This is a genomic window from Deltaproteobacteria bacterium (genome assembly GCA_011773515.1).
Classification (GTDB): Bacteria; Desulfobacterota; Deferrimicrobia; order J040; family J040; genus WVXK01.
In genome coordinates, this window is the sequence record WVXK01000065.1 from 15,924 (window position 1) to 31,266 (window position 15,343).

Sequence of the window (15,343 nt, forward strand, 5' to 3'; positions counted from 1 at the left end):
TATGCCCTTTTGATGTGGAGGTCACGCCACCGGCTTCTCAACGGGGAAACCCTGGAAGACCCTCTTCTCGCAGATCCCGTCGCAGTGACCCTCGAGAACAGCCCCGACGATCTTGTTTCCCTCGTGCAGGGGGGTTACCCTGTCGATGAATATCTGGAAATTGTCGCAATCCCGCTCGGGGCAGTTCATCCTCATGCGCGGAAATTTCCCCTCGCCGGTTGCCTCGTGCACGTGCGCATCCACCAGGGGACGGTACTTGATCTCCCCGTTTTTCGTGTAGTACATGATCCTGTGCACGCTTACCTCTTTTCCGCATTCACATTGCCACGCAAGGTCCTCAAATCTCCCCTCGATCCTGATCTCCATTTCTCCCCCCGGCCTTTCCGGTGTTATGTGCCCTTGCTCCGAAGTGCGGTTGGGATTTTTTCGCACACTATAATGATATCGAGTTTCCCCGTCGCTTGAAAGGGCAAATTCCAAACAAGCAAGCGGCCCTGTAAACGGGACCGCGGATACCACGGGTGCTGATGAAAAAGCCGGGGCAGGAAGGTTCTCTCACCGGTGCTTCCTCCCTCCACTCTTTTCTTGACTTACCGGGAATAATTACTACAATGTTTTGTATTGGTCTCCATTCTTCTAAGCATGAAACTGTGCGGGGAGAAGAAGGGTTTTCCAGACAGCCCTTGATGGGTTACCTGTCTGGTGTTAATTACATGCCTTTTTAATGCCGTATACCTCTTTAGATGGTAGGGGAATGATGGACAATTTTCTCGCTGAAGCTCCCTCCGCAGTCAGGAAATGCAAAGGTGTGGCCCTTATCTTCCTTGCCATTTCTCTGTTTTTCACTCCATCCACGCGTGCCCACATGTTTCTGAGTGCCGGTGCCTGCAGGGGATGCCACGAGGAAATATACGATCAGTGGAGCGGTTCCATGCACGCATCGTCTTCTACCGATCCCCTTTTCAGGGAGGTTTTTCAGGATCTGAACAGTAAACAACCGTCACAGGGAAAACTTTGCCTCAACTGCCACACTCCCGCGGCAGCGCTGTTGGCGGGTTCAATTGAAAGAGGAACGATTGAGAGTGAAGGCGTCACCTGCGGCTTCTGCCACACCGTGACGGAGGTCCGGATCGATGGGGCTTTGCCCCGGTTCACCAACACACCGGGGGTGAAGAGACGCTCCAGGGAAGTTGCGGCCGGCGCACACCACGGCATTGAAGCATCCCCCGTAATGCTGCGGGGGGAGCTTTGTGGCGGATGCCATAATTATACCAACCAAAATGGTGTTCCCATAATCTCCACCTATTCCGAGTGGCAGGAGAGCTTCTACCGGGGAAAGGGAATTCAATGCCAGTATTGCCACCTGCCCGAACTGTACGGAGACGATAAGTATTTAACTACTTTCAGATCTCAGAAGTCCCCTTCCAACCACGCCATGAGGGGCGGGCACGTACCCGGCCGGATGATCGAAGCCTTCGATGTCTGGGGTACCATTGAACGGTCTGATGCCGGGTTGGAAGTCGAGCTTTACCTGACAAACAAGAAGGCAGGACACCGCATGCCGACGGGGATTCCGTCCCACCGTATTGCCATCGTCACCCGGATATTTGAAGGGAGCGGGGTGAAAGTAGCCGAGAATACCGTCTACCTCGAGCGCCTCCTCGGCGATGAGCGCGGAAGGCCTCTCCACTCCCCTCCCGAAATCTTCATGCAGGCAAAGAAGGTTCTCCACGATACGCGGCTGGGGCCGAAGGAGAAAAGAATGGTGGGGTTGCAGTTTCCTCTCGACAGGGATCTTCGGGATTTTTCAGCAACCACCTCCCTGTACTATGAGAAGCTGGGGAGAAGTATCGCCGGTTCGCGCGAGAGGATCTATCTGGGAAAGGTCGAGATCAGGGATAAAAGGTCGGTATTTTTTCCGAAAGCGCTTCTTTTCCTCATTTTTATCGCAGCCTCCTGCCTTATCGTATATCTTGTCATCGGTAAAAAGCGGGTGAAGAGATCCCCCACGTATTGACGGGTGATACGGCGGGCCCCTGCCGGTCGGGGTGGAGACTACCTTTTTTTCAGCACACAGAAGAGCGCCCTGGGAAGGGGATCGAGGGTCCCCTGGTATACCGTATTTTCGATGCGTCCTGTATCGAAGGTGCCGGAGAATATGGTGCGTATCTCTTCCGGGGAGAAACGGTAGGGCCCGTCCTCCATCGGCTCTTCGTGGCTGAAACACTTGAGGAAGAGGTAGCCACCCCCTTGGACCAGTCTCGAGACCACCCGCAGGTAGGGGTCACGATAGCCCGGGGAAAGGGTGTGGAAGCACCCCCGGTCGAAGACGAAATCGAATGGCCCCATGAGGGATGTTGCAAGAATGTCGTCACGGCGAAAATCTATGTGCAGCCCCATTTCCTTCGCGAGCCCCCTTCCCCTCTTTATCGCGGCGCCGGATATGTCGGTTGCCGTGACCCGGAAACCCATTTTCGCCAGGGCAATCGCCTGCGTTGCGGGGCCGGTGCCGATATCGAGGAAGGAGCCACAGACGATGCCGAGCTCGGCAAGGCTCCGTTCCAGGTCCGGGTCGAGGGCGGGGTGGAACCAGGGCATCGTCTCGACCTTTACATCCTCGTAGAGGGTTTCCCACTTGGGAAAATTTTTTTCCGCCTCGTCCATCTGTCACCTCTCTTTCTTTAGATGAGTCGAAGGGGGGCGGGTTTTTTTGCGTTTTGAAGAAAATGGAAAAGTATCCTGTGCGACCGTGGTTATTGCATCAGTATCGGGAAGGCATCGAAGGTGGTATGCGGCAGGGCTATGATGGGGAATCGGTGACGGTAGCGCTTTCACGTATCCCCGTGCGTACCTGTCCTCTTCTCATCTCGGGAGATTTCAACGTACAGACGGGAGCAGGGGGCCGCGGGTGTTATCCCTCCGCGTGCTCATCGCAGGTGATGATCTCCGGTTCGTCACTCATTCTCGGTGGCCAGTACCGCATCGAGTCTTCCAGGCTCGTCGCCGATACGAACCAGATAACATCCAGGTGCTTCCTGATCTCGTGCTCCGTCACTGGCCTGACTTTGATTTGTTCCGCCATCTGGTGCTCCAACCGAAACCGGGTTGGGAGGTCAAATGCAGCGGCAGAAATCCTATCAGGGCCATTACATTTAATTATATATTTTTTCCAATATAATGCAACCTTTCAGAATGATGAACGGCCATTGCCGGTATCGGAGTACGGGCAGGAACATTCCCGGGTCCGTGGCACCGGAAAACAGCGCTGCCGGATCCGGCAGCGCGAACGCGGAAGGCAGTGCGGGGTCAAGAGTATCTTTTCACACGGCGAGGTGTTTCTCGATTATCTCCCGGGGAAGCTCTTTCGCAGCTCCCGATGCCTTGATATGGCCGTTGTCCATGATGAAGATCCTGTCTGCAACGGTCAGGACGAAGGGGAGGTTCTGGTCGGCGATCAGCATGGAGAGCTTCTCCTCCTTGAGCCGTGTAATGATCCGGGCAATCTCCTTCACGATTGACGGGGCGAGCCCCTCGGAGGGCTCGTCGATCAGGAGCATCTCCGGGTTTGCCAGGAGGCCCCGTGAAATTCCCACGAGCCTTCGCTCGCCCCCGCTGAGCTGTTCGCCCCTGCGCCGTCTGAGCTCTTTTACCTGGGGAAATGTGCCGTAGACGTACTCCGGGGTGAAGTGGCCCTTTTTCACCGACAGCCTGAAGTTTTCCTCCACGGTGAGGTTTGGAAATACCCCCCCCGCGTCGGGGACGTAGAGGAGCCCCATCCTCGCTATCGTGTAGGGTTTCATCGCGGTAACGTCACGGCCCCGGTATTCCACCCGGCCCGCCCGCTTCTCCACCAGCCCGACGATTGACCGAAGCGTCGTGGTCTTTCCCACGCCGTTTCTGCCGATCAGGGCAACCACCTCTCCCCGCTCGACCTCCAGGGAGACACCGAAGGTGATCTGGCTCTTCCCGTAGTTGGCGCACAGGTTTTTTACCGACAGTATCGTGTCGCTCATTCGAGACCACCAAGGTAGATGTCAATGACTTCCTGGTTGCTCCTTATCTCTTCCGGGAGCCCGTCGGCGATGATGCTCCCCCGGTGCATGACCAGAATCCTGTCGGCCGCGGCAAACACGGCGTCCATGTTGTGCTCGATCAGTATTACCGCGAGCCCCCGCTCTTTGAGATCGCGTATGATATCCATGATCCTGCCCCGGTCCGCCGGGTTCACCCCCGCCATGGGCTCGTCGAGGAAGATGACCTCGGGTTCGAGGGCCAGGCACATGGCGACTTCCAGCAGCTTCTGGTCGCCGTGGGAGAGGCTCGACGCCTCGCCATCGGCGAACCTTCCCAGGTTGACCAGGGCAAGCAGCCTCGACGTTCCTTCCTCCACGTCCACCGGCGGCTTCCGTGAGAGGAGCGGAATCCTCACGTTCTCCCTCACCGAGAGCCCCTGGAATATGTTCTTGATCTGGAAGGTCCTTCCGAGCCCACGGGCTACCTTCTCGTGGGGGGGAAGGGGGGTTACGTCCCTGCCCCCGAGGAGCACCTCTCCCCTGTCGGGCCTGAACACCCCGGTGCAGACGTTCACGAAGGTCGTTTTCCCGGCGCCGTTTGGGCCGATGATGGCCGTGATGACGCCCTTTTCAAAAGAGGCGGATACATCGTTCACGGCCACGAGCCCGCCGAAACTCTTCGTTATCTTTTCGGTGGCGAGAAACACTATGTTCCTCCCTTTGCCCTTTTGAAGGCAGGGGACAAAAGCTTCTCCGTAACGATGCCCACCACTCCTCCCCGGAAGAAAAGGACGATGGCCAGGATGAGGACGCCGAGAAAAACCTGCCAGTACATGGTGTATTTGGTGATGATGTCTTCCGCCAGGACGTACACCACCGTTCCCACGACGGGTCCCGCGAAGCTCTGGGGTCCTCCGATGAGGGTGGCGATCACCGGGATGGCGGAAAAGGACCAGTGGCATATCGATGGCGTGGCCGTGCCGTCCACGAAGGTCCAGAGTATTCCCGCGATGCCCGTGAAAAGGGCCGATACAACCATGGCAGCGATCCTGAGCTTCATGATGGAGTGGCCCGAAAATTTGATCCTCACCTCGTTTTCCCGTATTCCCCGAAGGAGCAGGCCGAAATCGGATTTCACGATCCGGTAGATGACCCCGGCGCAGAAAAACACCACCCCGTAGGAGAGGAAGTAGAAGGATTTGACGCTCATACCCCTGCTGATGCCGGCGAGCCCGTCCTCGCCGCCCGTTACATTCCTCGATTTGACCACGATGCCCCAGAAGAGCATGGAGAGGGCCAGGGTGATCATGGCGAAGTGGATCTCCCGGTGGCGGAGGGAGAGAAAGCCGACCACCAGCGACGAGGCCACGGGGACGGCGAGGGCGATGCCAATCCCCGCCCAGAGGGGAAGGTCGAACACCACCAGGGATATGGCAATGGCGTATGCGCTTCCCGAGAAGAAGAGGGCGTGGCCGAAACTCAGCAGGCCACAGTAGCCGAAGAGCACGTTGAAGGCGATGGCGTACAGTGAGAGGATCCCGATCTTCACCATGAGGTAGACGCCGTAGCTTGTCCCCAGGAAGGGGAAGAGGATGACGACGAAAAGGGCCAGGGCAAAGGGCGGAGCGCTCTTTTTCAGGTTAAACTTCTCCATAGATTCCCTCGGGTTTATACACCAGTATCGAGGCGAGAATCAGGTAGGGTATGGCCATGGTCAGGTTGGGGAAGTAGAGCGCCCCCAGCGACTCGGCGATCCCGATAATGAGGGAGGCCACGAAGGCTCCCTTGATGTTTCCCAGGCCCCCCATGACGGTGACGATGAAAGAGTAGATGATGATGTGCTCCCCCATGCCCGGTGACGCGGACCCGATGGGAAGGGACAGGGCCCCGCCGAGGCCCGCGAGGAAGGATCCCACGAAGAATGAGGAGGAGTAGAGGACCTCGGGGTTGATGCCGTTGGCCATGGCCAGGTCGATGTCCGAAATCATTGCCCGTATCATCACCCCCCACTTCGTTCTGTTGATGGCCAGGTAGAGCAGGCCCCCGATGAGGGCGCCGATGATGATCAGGTACACCGAGTAGAGGGGAAACCTCCTGCCCATGAGCGTGAAGGTCCCCGTCCCCAGGGAGGGGATGACCCGTGGCGCCGTGCCCCAGAACAGGCGGACCACGTCCTCGAAGACCAGGACGAGCCCGAATGTGAGCACGAGCTGGAAGGGCACGGGGAGAGCGTAGGAGAAGCGGATCAGCCCCCGTTCGCAGAGGATCCCGATGAGCCCGACGCAGAGCGAGGCGATGATAAGGGATGCCACGAAACTCCCGGTGGCGGTGAAGAGGGCCAGGGTCAGGTAGGCGCCGAACATGTAGAAGGAGCCGTGGGCGAAGTTGAGAACACGGGTGACGCCGAAGGTGAAGGTGAGCCCGACCGAAACGATCCAGTAGAGCATAGCCGTTGAGATACCCACGAGGAGCTGGAATATGAGCGACTCGATTCTCATGTGCGCGTAACCGGCCCTTTCACGGCATGGGGAAGCAGCTCTGAAATGCCGGCTGCTCCCCCATTGTAACCATTCCGTCAGATCTTGACAAAGGGTGGATAGCCCGTGTAGGGGGGCACGTCGTCAAAGGGCGGCTTCCGGTAGTACAGGTCAGCGGGCGCGCTGATCATGTTCGTCAGGACGGGAATCGGAAAGGCGGGGTCGCGCTTTACCTGGCCGAAAGGAACGTCGTATATCGCCTGGTGGTCCTCCTTGCGGAGCCGCACCGTCCCGAGGGGACAGTAGATGGTCAGGTCCTCCAGGAATTCGATGTGGGTCTTGATGTCCATGGTTCCCGTTGCCTCCACGAGCTTCTTGATCAGGTACACGGCCGTGTAGGACGTGGCGCCGCTGTATGCCGGGAGGTGCTGGTATTTTGCGAAGTGCGCTTTGACGAAGTTGCTGTTGATCGGGGTCGGCGGGTATGACCAGATGTATCTCCCCGATATCCAGGCACCCTCGGGATATTCCTTCGCAAGAGCCTCCATCACGTCGATGGAGGAACCCATCGGGTTCACGAAGGCGTACCCGTTCTTGTACTTCAGGGCGTCGAAGAGGCCCATTTCGATGGCCTGCCGGACGAAGGTGATCAGGGAGGGCCCCCACTGGACCGAGAAAACCCCCTGGGGCTTCTTGTCGAGGATCGAAGAGATGTAGGGTTTGAAATCGGTCGTCCCCGATTTCGTCCATGCCTCTCCCACGAACTCCACGTCGGGGCGCAGCTTTTTCAGGGACTTCTGGAAGAGATCCCACGAGTCGTATCCGTAGGCGTAATCGGGATGAACGCCAGCCCACCGCTTGACCGGCATGTGGGTGCCGACGATGGCTGCCATGATGCCGTCCTGGTAGACGTTTGCTGCAAGGCGGAACACGTTCTTGTTCCCCTCCTTGTAGACCTTCTCTTCCGTGAGCTTGTGGGTGGCGGCGTGGGTGACGAAGAGGAGGCGGTTTAACTCCGGCATCACCTCCGCGATTCCCAGGACGACGCCGCTGGAGTCGATGCCGATCAAAAAGTCTACTTTCTCTGATTCCACGAGCCTTCTCGCCTGCTTGATCGCCTCTGCTGCCTTTCCCTTCGAGTCGCCGTAGACGACCTCCACGTCTGCGCCGTGGATACCCCCGGCCTTTTTGATCTCTTCTGCGGCGAGCTGCGAGCCCCTCTGCTGCAGTTCCCCGTAAGTCCCGTAGGGGCCGGAGAATATGGCGATGTGCCCGATCTTGATCTTGTCCTTGATCTTCGCCATTTTCTCGGAGGCCATGACCTCCCTTGCCCCGAGACTGCCGCACACGAGAACACCTGCGCCTGCGCCGATGGCCTTCAAGAAATCTCTCCTGCTCTGGTCTTTCATGAAACACCTCCTCTTTTGAGTTTACGGGGATTGCGCGTTTAAGCAATATGGTGGACAATATCCAATTTACTACAATATCGCCGATCATGGAAGATGTATGTGGAGTTTTTCGGTCCAGGGGCAAAAATCACAGGAAAGGGAATCAGGGGGAAGTACCATGGATGGTAATGCGGAATGCTGAATTCGGAATGCGGAATGAAAACAGTTTACGGTTTACGGTTAACCGTTTACCGTTAACGGTTTCCGGTTGAACCATTCTTCCTTTCAGCCTTCCTCCCTCATCCGGTCATATGTCTTTCAGGCGTCTGTTTGCCGGTGACTTGTCTATGGCGTCTCCAAAGGCTATCAGGCACTCGGACAGCACTTTCATCTCTTCTGTCCGGGCGACGGGGATCTTGTCGGTTCCCTGCTGGTCGAGAGCATCCATAACGTATTTCACCGTTAACGTGTCGGTGCTGAGGGCAGGCTGGTATGCCACCATCCTCTCCTCGTTGACCTGGATCTGGGAAACGACTCCCGCATTGACGAGCTCGAACAGTATCTGCCGCACGAGACGGATGGGGATTTCCAGGGTGCGGGAAATATCATCCTCGTCGAGGGGTTTTTCCCCGTTCAGGAAATGGTGCACCAGCAGGTGGGCGATTCTCAGGCTCAGCAGATTTTTAAAGGAGTGACTTACATTGAGGCAGTCGGGCTCGAACTCGTAGGTGTCAACGTTTTGATGGGCGAAGGAGAGCTCTCCACCGGAAAGGATGATGATCCAGCTCACCTGCAGCCAGATGAGGAAAAGGGGGAGCGCGGCAAAACTGCCGTAGATTGCGTTGTATTTGGCAACACCGATTTGCAATTTTATATAGGCAATCTGGAAGATCTGATAGAGGGCCCCGGCTGTTATACCCGCAAGCAACCCTGAGGTGAAGTTGACCTTCCTGTTGGGCATGAAGATGTAGATAAAGGTGAAGAGGATGGAGATCACCATGAAGGGCAGTAGCTTCAAAGCGATGAAAATCCCGGTGCTCAGGGGACCCAGGAGCTCTATGCTGTCGACGATTACCTTCACCCTGCTGGCAACCGCGACCGTTATCGCGCTCGACATGACAAAGAGCACGGGGCAGATGAGGATGAGGGAGAGATAATCACTGATCTTTCTCCCCAGGCTCCTGCCCTTTTTAACGCCCCAGATATCGTTGAATGAGCTCTCGATGCTCGAGAGAACCTTTATGATCGACCAGAACAGAAGGAGCACCCCGACGCCGGCGATGAGGCCGCCCCGGGTGTTTTCGAGGAGTGCGTGGGCGAAATCTATGACCCGCGAGATGACCTCTTGATGCCCCGCAAGTTTTTCTATCAGCTGTTTTTCAAGAGCCCTCTCGAACCCGAAACCTTTGGCGATTCCGAAGATCATGGCAACGACGGGAACGATCGAAAGGAGGGAATAAAAGGTCAGGGAGGCCGCCCTCAGCTGGCATCTTTTTTCCGTGAAGCCCCGAAGAGACAGTATGATGATCCGAAGCAGCCTGATCAGGAACCACTTCGAGGGGGTAAGGTCCCTCTCCCGGATTCTCCATATGTCTGTTTTCAGAAACTGAATAATTTCGGATATCTTCATTTCTTTCTATTTTACTCCAACTTTTCGTTCCATATCGAGGCAAGAGAGGGGCAGTGGACCGGAAAGCGGTGGTGCCCGTCATCCCAAGGTGATCAAAAATAAAAAGAAAGAGGCGGTAACTCTTCGTTGGAAGGGTGTGAAGAGTAAACGGCAAAACGGGACCCGCCAACTGATATAGAACGATTCATGGAAGGGGGAAGGGCCACCTGACCAATCGATGTCTTCGCTTCTCCCTCCCCTTGAACTTGCCCGGAGAAGGTGCAGCGATTACCATAAGTATTAGCGGGATATGGTTCCCGGAAAAAGAAAGGCACCACAATGGTTGGAAAAAAGATCCCTTCAGCCCTCCTGGCCTTTGCGCTGGCACTCCCGCTCTTTTACGGTTGCGCCGGCGGTAAAAGGGGGAAGCTGACCATCGCCTTCGGGGGCGCACCGAAGGAAATCGAGTTCTGGGTAAAGATAATCGACGACTTTGAGAAGAAGACGGGAATCGGCGTGCAGCTTCTCCGGCAGCCCACGGATACGGACCAGAGGCGCCAGGGGCTTCTCGTTCCCCTCAAGTCACGTAAGGCCGACCCGGATGTTTTCCTCATGGACGTTGCCTGGATTTCCCAGTTTGCCGGGTCGAACTGGCTGGAGCCACTCGATGATATTGCCGGGCAGATCGGGGCCGGCGTGTTCTTCGAACGGGTGCTGGCCCTTGCCGACACCTACGGTGGATCGGTGCTTGCCCTCCCCGTGTACGTCGACGGGGGACTCCTCTACTACAGGAAGGACCTCCTTGCGAAGTACGGGTACGAGGGGCCGCCGGAGACCTGGCGCGAGCTGGTGGCCATGGCGACAGAGATCCAGGCCGGGCAGCGAAGAAAGAACCGCGCCTTTTACGGTTTCGTCTGGCAGGGGGCCCAGTACGAGGGGCTGATTTGCAATTTTCTAGAGTTTTCGGCGTCGAATGGGGGAGGCATCATCCTGAAAGACGGGACCATACGCCTGAACACCCCGGAAAACGTGACTGCCCTGGAACTCATGAGGGACCTGATCCACGGGAGGGCCATTTCGCCGCCGAACACCTTCACGGAGATGAAGGAGGAGGAGGTACGGTCCTTCTTTCAAATGGGAAACGCCGCCTTCCAGAGGAACTGGCCCTATGCCTGGGCGATTCACCAGGAAAAGGGATCTTTCGTCAGGGGAAGGGTCGGCATAGCGCCCCTGCCACATTTCGAGTCGGGCTCGAGCGTATCGACCCTGGGGGGATGGCACATCGGTATTTCGACCTTTTCCGACGCCAAGCAGGAGGCCCGGAGACTGGTTCAGTACATCCTTTCCTACGAGACCCAGAAGAATCTCGTAAGCGGCCTCGGATGGAATTCGGGGAGGAGGGACATATACGAGGACGAAGAGATCCTTGCGAAGTTCCCCCACTACCGGGAGCTGCGGGGCGTCCTCGAACGTGCCCTCCCCAGGCCCACCGTTCCCTACTATTCGCAGCTTTCGGCGGTGATCCAGCGGCACCTGAACGCCGCCATCGCCGGGAAGATGGAACCCCGGAAGGCCCTTGTGGAAGCCGAGAGGGAAAGCCGGATGGTAATCGAGCGATACGCCGGAAAGTAGGTTCGTGACCCATGGAAAAGAACACGCCGAAAGAGACCCTCGAAGCTGTTGCCTTCCTTCTCCCCCTCGCCGCTTTTCTGCTCCTTTTCGCCCTCTACCCCGTTATGGGGACGCTCGTCACCTCTTTTTTCCGGGACACCACCTTTTATGCGAGAGAGTTCGTTCATTTCGAAAACTTTACCAGGCTCCTGCATGACGGGGGATTTTTGCAGTCCGCGCGGTTCACCCTTCTTTTTGTCGCCGTTTCGGTGCCCCTGGAGCTGCTCCTCGGGCTGGCTTTCGCGCTCCTTCTGCATGAAAAGCTTCCCCTTCGGGGCATCCTGCGCGTATCTCTTCTCATCCCCTGGGCGGTTCCCGCGGCGGTGTCGGGAAGGGTGTGGGAGCTCGTATACAACTACAGCTTCGGCCTGGCCAACTTTTTCCTGCTCAAGACGGGTATTGCGGATGCCCCGGTGAACTGGCTCGGCTCCGATGGCGGGGCTTTCTTTGCCCTTGTCCTTGCCGATGTCTGGAAAACGACTCCCTTCGTGTCGATAATACTTCTGGCCGGCCTGCAGACGATCCCCGGTGAGCTCAGGCGCCAGGCCGAGGTCGACGGGGCAGGTTTTTTTCGGCGCTTCACCAGGCTGACCCTTCCCCTCCTCATGCCGATGGTGGTTGTTGCCCTCATCTTCAGGACGATTGACGGTCTCAGAATTTTCGACATCGTCTACGTGGTAACGGGGGGCGGCCCCGGGGGCTCGACGACCTCGCTGTCGATTTACGCATACCGCTTTTTCGTTTCGGGAGATTTCGGATACGGATCGGCAGTATCTGTCACCCTGTTTCTCTTGGCCCTCGCCCTCTCCCTGCTGTACCTCAAGCTCTTTCGCTTCAGGGAGGTGGTGGCGTGAGGGAAGAGAGGGTAAGAGCCGTCCTGTGTGCCATTGGTGTCGCCTTCATGCTGCAGTTTGCCCTGGCTCCCATCGTCTACATGGCAGTGGTGAGCCTTGCCAGGAGCCCGGAACTGATTTTTTCCCCGGGAGACACAGGTGCCACGATCGTCAATTATGTCCGCATTCTCACGGACCCTTCGCTTCACTTCCTTCATTACCTCAGAAACAGCATCGTCGTGGCAGGCGCCAGCTCCCTCCTCGCCGTTTTCGCGGCGGTGCCGGCTGCATATGCCATTACCCGCCTCCCCCTGCCGGGAAAGGTGGTGATCGTCCTGTCCGTTCTGAGCATATCGATGTTTCCCCAGGTAAGTGCGATCGGCTATCTCTTCAAGCTCATGGCCGGCCTGGGCTGGATCAACACGCATGCATCCCTCGTCTTGCCCTATGCAGCCTGGATACTTCCCCTCACGCTCTGGATTCTGGTGAGCTACCTGTCCCGCATACCCCGGGAGCTTGACAGTGCGGCCCTCGTCGACGGGTGCACGAGATGGAAGGTGCTCTTCAGGGTAATCCTTCCCGTCGCCGCACCCGGGATCCTCTCTGCGGCCCTGCTCGCCTTCATCTTCGCTTTCAACGAGTTCCTCTTCGCCCTGATGCTCACCACGGACTTCCGCGCCAGGACCGTGCCGGTGGGAATTGCCCTCTTTCAGGGACTTCACGGGCAACTGCCCTGGGGAACCGTAATGGCTGCATCGGTGATATCCACGATTCCCGTGATCATTCTGGCGATGATTTTCCAGCGCCGGATAATCTCGGGGCTGACCGGGGGTGCCGTCAAGGGATGAAGCTCGCGCTGAAAGATCTCGGAAAGGTATTCCTCACCGCCCGTAGGAGGGTGACGGCGCTTGCAGGGGTGAGCATCGAGATTCCCCCGGGTGAGTTTTTCGTCATCGTGGGCCCGAGCGGGTGCGGGAAATCCACCCTCCTGAACCTCGTTGCCGGGCTCGAAAAGCCGACGGCGGGAGAGATCTGGTTCGGCTCAACCCTCGTTGCATCTGCGGGAAAGAGAGTTTTCGTCTCTGCCAGGGACCGCAACGTGGCCATGGTGTTTCAAACCTATGCCCTCTACCCGCACTTGACGGTCTTCGAGAACATAGCATTTCCCCTGCGGATCAAAAAGTTCGAGAAAAAGAGGATAGAGGACTCGGTGAAGAGTGCGGCGGCGATGCTCGAGATATCGGGCCTCTTGGGCGCAAAGCCGGCGGAGCTCTCCGGCGGGGAGCGCCAGCGTGTCGCGATTGCGCGGGCCATTGTCCGCAACCCCTGCCTCTTTTTGCTCGACGAGCCCCTCTCGAACCTCGACGCGAAACTCCGCCTGGCCACCCGGTCTGAGCTGAAGGCCCTTCAGCGAACGATCGGGATAACAACCGTGTATGTGACCCACGACCAGGTGGAGGCCATGACCCTCGGCGACAGGATTGCGGTCATGAAGGATGGTATCGTCCAGCAGGTCGGGACTCCCGACGAGATTTACGGTGCGCCGGCGAACCCCTTCGTGGCAACCTTTGTCGGCTCACCGCCGATGAGCCTGATAGAGGCGCAACTTTCACGCGATAAGGGGGAGTTCTTCCTGAGCTTTGACGGGGTGAGGATAAAGGTCCCGTCGTCCGGGAGAGAGAGGGCACGGGAGCTGGGAGCCGGCAGCTGCCTGATGGGGGTCAGGCCGGAAGACGTCACGGTGGTTGGAGAGAAGGTTCCTCCCGTGCCGACCTTCAGCGCCACGGTGGTCTCCGTCGAGACGCTGGGAAGGGAAAGGCTCGTTCATCTCAGAGCCGGGATGAGCCTGCTGTCGGCATTTTGCCGGGAGCGTTTCCCCGAAGCCGGTGCGGTGGTGGAGGTGGCCGTCGACGGGGAGAGGATTCACCTCTTTCCCGCATCAGAAAAATCGGATTAGGACAGCTTGTTGGATCTGGGCATTCCCGGTGGGCTCGAGCCGCGTTCACGGCACGATCATTCACGTCCCGGACCGCGTCGGGGCCGGGAGAGCGGGCAAAAGATACGTGCCGGTCGTCATTTATAGCCGATGATTCTGTTGAGCAGCTCTTCCGTCTTGTGAATTGCGTCGTAGGAAAAACCCTGCTGGATAAACCGCTCTATCGTGGGGAGCAGGTTTACTGCTTCCATGCGTATGTCGAAATACTGTTCCTGCTCCTTCTCTGTTTTCTCGATGTAGTCGAGCAGCAGTTCGACCGTTTCCACGCTCAGGGCTATCGTGGGGTCCGTTATCCCCTCCCGCCTGTGCCGCTCGAGGGTTTCCCGGTAAAACTGTACTCTTTCGAATACCTTGTCTTTCATCTGGGTTTACGTCTCCTCATCTCTTTCGTTTTTGGCTGTGTATCATGGGTTTAGATGAGGAAAAACCCGAGATGGTTCATCTTCTTCCCTACCTGTGGTCGTGTTGGAGACCAAGTCGTTATGGCACAGGGCATTGCAGCAGGAGAAGGAAGTGAGATGGTTGACGCAGGTTCCCTCGATGGGAGGCGTGCAAGGTTCCGGGTAAGCAAAAGTCATGGCACAACAGCTAATCGGCAACCCGAAAGTATGGGGCGTATCGTTGAAAATCTTCAAATTCAGCGGTTTTTCCCCGGCCGGCGCTCGGGGGACGGCCGGTCACGGCAGTTTTAGCGGGTCATTTCTCATAGTCGGGGATGCAGATGGTGTCTTCCGGGTTGAGGTTTTTCAGCCTCTCGTCGTCATCGTAATCGAGTTTCTTGTCCAGGAATATCAGCGTGTGCTTCCCGATGGTGATCCTGTCCTTGTTGTTCAGGGCTACTTTCCAGTTAATTCTGTTCCCGTTGTGGTACGTGCCGTTCGTGCTTTTCAGGTCCTCGATGAAAAACGGCCATCCCTGCTTGAATATCTTCGCATGATGCCGGGAGACGGACGGGTTCTCCAGCTGGAGTGCGTTTGACGCGTCCCTGCCGATCGTGATGGGAACGTTTTTTACGAGTTCGATCTCCTTCAGCGTCTTCCCTTTCAGTGTTACGATGAGTTTTGCCATGATATGTGCTCCCTGCCCGTTGTTTTTTTCAACGATTTCCCCCAAACTCTGCGAGTGGGGTGTATGTGGTTTTCATCCGGGCGATGCCGAGTTCTCCTGCGGAACCGGCATCACCACGTATTTTTTCAATACCCGTGCAATGCCCGTCATGTCCCTCACCCGTTCTTCAGGGTCCTTTGCCAGCATCGTGAGGATGAGCGAGTCCAGCTCTTCGGGTATTTCGCGCAGGATGCGACGCGGGGGAACGGGGTCCCTGCTTCGGTGCTGGTTGAGCACGCTTACCACGTC

Annotated in this window: 17 protein-coding genes; 5 read left to right on the forward strand and 12 right to left on the reverse strand. The window is 57.3% G+C overall.

Annotated elements, in window-relative coordinates; all coding sequences use genetic code 11:
* Nucleotides 1-21 precede the first annotated feature (21 nt).
* Nucleotides 22-366, reverse strand: a complete 345-nt coding sequence (locus GTN70_08020; GenBank protein ID NIO16931.1) for a hypothetical protein — start codon at nucleotides 364-366, stop codon at nucleotides 22-24.
* A 442-nt stretch (nucleotides 367-808) separates the two neighbouring features.
* Here GTN70_08020 and GTN70_08025 point away from each other — a divergent pair, with 442 nt between their 5' ends.
* Nucleotides 809-2,017, forward strand: a complete 1,209-nt coding sequence (locus GTN70_08025; GenBank protein ID NIO16932.1) for a hypothetical protein — start codon at nucleotides 809-811, stop codon at nucleotides 2,015-2,017.
* 38 nt (nucleotides 2,018-2,055) lie between these two features.
* On the opposite strand, the gene GTN70_08030 is transcribed toward GTN70_08025, so the two are convergent.
* From GTN70_08030 to GTN70_08065, 8 genes are all read right to left on the reverse strand, one after another.
* A complete protein-coding gene (locus GTN70_08030) occupies nucleotides 2,056-2,664 on the reverse strand; it encodes a methyltransferase domain-containing protein (GenBank protein ID NIO16933.1) in 609 nt (202 codons plus the stop codon).
* A gap of 247 nt (nucleotides 2,665-2,911) precedes the next feature.
* On the reverse strand, nucleotides 2,912-3,082 hold the full coding sequence (locus GTN70_08035) for a hypothetical protein (GenBank protein ID NIO16934.1): 171 nt from the start codon (nucleotides 3,080-3,082) through the stop codon (nucleotides 2,912-2,914).
* A gap of 238 nt (nucleotides 3,083-3,320) precedes the next feature.
* Entirely contained in the window at nucleotides 3,321-4,013 is a 693-nt protein-coding gene (locus GTN70_08040) for an ATP-binding cassette domain-containing protein (GenBank protein NIO16935.1), read from the reverse strand.
* The gene (locus GTN70_08045; GenBank protein NIO16936.1) at nucleotides 4,010-4,723 is read right to left on the reverse strand and encodes an ATP-binding cassette domain-containing protein; all 714 of its coding nucleotides are present in this window, start codon (nucleotides 4,721-4,723) and stop codon (nucleotides 4,010-4,012) included. The genes GTN70_08040 and GTN70_08045 overlap by 4 nt, the downstream gene beginning before the upstream one ends.
* Nucleotides 4,720-5,667, reverse strand: a complete 948-nt coding sequence (locus tag GTN70_08050) for a hypothetical protein (protein ID NIO16937.1) — start codon at nucleotides 5,665-5,667, stop codon at nucleotides 4,720-4,722. Before GTN70_08050 ends, GTN70_08045 begins: the two co-directional genes overlap by 4 nt.
* The gene (locus tag GTN70_08055; protein NIO16938.1) at nucleotides 5,654-6,511 is read right to left on the reverse strand and encodes a branched-chain amino acid ABC transporter permease; all 858 of its coding nucleotides are present in this window, start codon (nucleotides 6,509-6,511) and stop codon (nucleotides 5,654-5,656) included. The genes GTN70_08050 and GTN70_08055 overlap by 14 nt, the downstream gene beginning before the upstream one ends.
* 77 nt (nucleotides 6,512-6,588) lie before the next feature.
* Nucleotides 6,589-7,899, reverse strand: coding sequence for an ABC transporter substrate-binding protein (locus GTN70_08060; protein ID NIO16939.1), 1,311 nt, complete (start codon nucleotides 7,897-7,899; stop codon nucleotides 6,589-6,591).
* Between the two features lie 286 nt (nucleotides 7,900-8,185).
* Nucleotides 8,186-9,508, reverse strand: a complete 1,323-nt coding sequence (locus GTN70_08065; protein ID NIO16940.1) for a YihY family inner membrane protein — start codon at nucleotides 9,506-9,508, stop codon at nucleotides 8,186-8,188.
* A gap of 318 nt (nucleotides 9,509-9,826) precedes the next feature.
* On the opposite strand from GTN70_08065, the gene GTN70_08070 reads away from it, so the two are divergent.
* From GTN70_08070 to GTN70_08085, 4 genes are read left to right on the forward strand one after another with little or no spacing between them, the layout of a single operon-like run.
* A complete protein-coding gene (locus GTN70_08070; GenBank protein NIO16941.1) occupies nucleotides 9,827-11,119 on the forward strand; it encodes an extracellular solute-binding protein in 1,293 nt (430 codons plus the stop codon).
* Between the two features lie 11 nt (nucleotides 11,120-11,130).
* Nucleotides 11,131-12,012, forward strand: a complete 882-nt coding sequence (locus GTN70_08075) for an ABC transporter permease subunit (GenBank protein ID NIO16942.1) — start codon at nucleotides 11,131-11,133, stop codon at nucleotides 12,010-12,012.
* Entirely contained in the window at nucleotides 12,009-12,839 is an 831-nt protein-coding gene (locus GTN70_08080) for an ABC transporter permease subunit (protein ID NIO16943.1), read from the forward strand. Before GTN70_08075 ends, GTN70_08080 begins: the two co-directional genes overlap by 4 nt.
* Entirely contained in the window at nucleotides 12,836-13,948 is a 1,113-nt protein-coding gene (locus GTN70_08085) for an ATP-binding cassette domain-containing protein (protein NIO16944.1), read from the forward strand. The genes GTN70_08080 and GTN70_08085 overlap by 4 nt, the downstream gene beginning before the upstream one ends.
* A gap of 116 nt (nucleotides 13,949-14,064) precedes the next feature.
* Here the strand turns inward: GTN70_08085 and GTN70_08090 are convergent, their stop codons facing one another.
* From GTN70_08090 to GTN70_08100, 3 genes are all read right to left on the reverse strand, one after another.
* On the reverse strand, nucleotides 14,065-14,349 hold the full coding sequence (locus GTN70_08090; GenBank protein ID NIO16945.1) for a hypothetical protein: 285 nt from the start codon (nucleotides 14,347-14,349) through the stop codon (nucleotides 14,065-14,067).
* 334 nt (nucleotides 14,350-14,683) lie between these two features.
* Complete coding sequence (locus GTN70_08095; protein ID NIO16946.1) at nucleotides 14,684-15,055, reverse strand: FHA domain-containing protein; 372 nt, start codon at nucleotides 15,053-15,055, stop codon at nucleotides 14,684-14,686.
* A gap of 72 nt (nucleotides 15,056-15,127) precedes the next feature.
* Nucleotides 15,128-15,343 (reverse strand): hypothetical protein (locus tag GTN70_08100; GenBank protein ID NIO16947.1); only part of this gene is annotated, 216 nt, incomplete at its 5' end.

Excerpts from the sequence above, each read along its gene's own strand:
- GTN70_08020 (NIO16931.1), bottom strand. The coding sequence starts at position 366 with ATGGAGATCAGGATCGAGGGGAGATTTGAGGACCTTGCGTGGCAATGT.
- GTN70_08030 (NIO16933.1), bottom strand. The coding sequence starts at position 2,664 with ATGGACGAGGCGGAAAAAAATTTTCCCAAGTGGGAAACCCTCTACGAG.
- GTN70_08035 (NIO16934.1), bottom strand. The coding sequence starts at position 3,082 with ATGGCGGAACAAATCAAAGTCAGGCCAGTGACGGAGCACGAGATCAGG.
- GTN70_08040 (NIO16935.1), bottom strand. The coding sequence starts at position 4,013 with ATGAGCGACACGATACTGTCGGTAAAAAACCTGTGCGCCAACTACGGG.
- GTN70_08050 (NIO16937.1), bottom strand. The coding sequence starts at position 5,667 with ATGGAGAAGTTTAACCTGAAAAAGAGCGCTCCGCCCTTTGCCCTGGCC.
- GTN70_08055 (NIO16938.1), bottom strand. The coding sequence starts at position 6,511 with ATGAGAATCGAGTCGCTCATATTCCAGCTCCTCGTGGGTATCTCAACG.
- GTN70_08060 (NIO16939.1), bottom strand. The coding sequence starts at position 7,899 with ATGAAAGACCAGAGCAGGAGAGATTTCTTGAAGGCCATCGGCGCAGGC.
- GTN70_08065 (NIO16940.1), bottom strand. The coding sequence starts at position 9,508 with ATGAAGATATCCGAAATTATTCAGTTTCTGAAAACAGACATATGGAGA.
- GTN70_08070 (NIO16941.1), top strand. The coding sequence starts at position 9,827 with ATGGTTGGAAAAAAGATCCCTTCAGCCCTCCTGGCCTTTGCGCTGGCA.
- GTN70_08075 (NIO16942.1), top strand. The coding sequence starts at position 11,131 with ATGGAAAAGAACACGCCGAAAGAGACCCTCGAAGCTGTTGCCTTCCTT.
- GTN70_08085 (NIO16944.1), top strand. The coding sequence starts at position 12,836 with ATGAAGCTCGCGCTGAAAGATCTCGGAAAGGTATTCCTCACCGCCCGT.
- GTN70_08090 (NIO16945.1), bottom strand. The coding sequence starts at position 14,349 with ATGAAAGACAAGGTATTCGAAAGAGTACAGTTTTACCGGGAAACCCTC.
- GTN70_08095 (NIO16946.1), bottom strand. The coding sequence starts at position 15,055 with ATGGCAAAACTCATCGTAACACTGAAAGGGAAGACGCTGAAGGAGATC.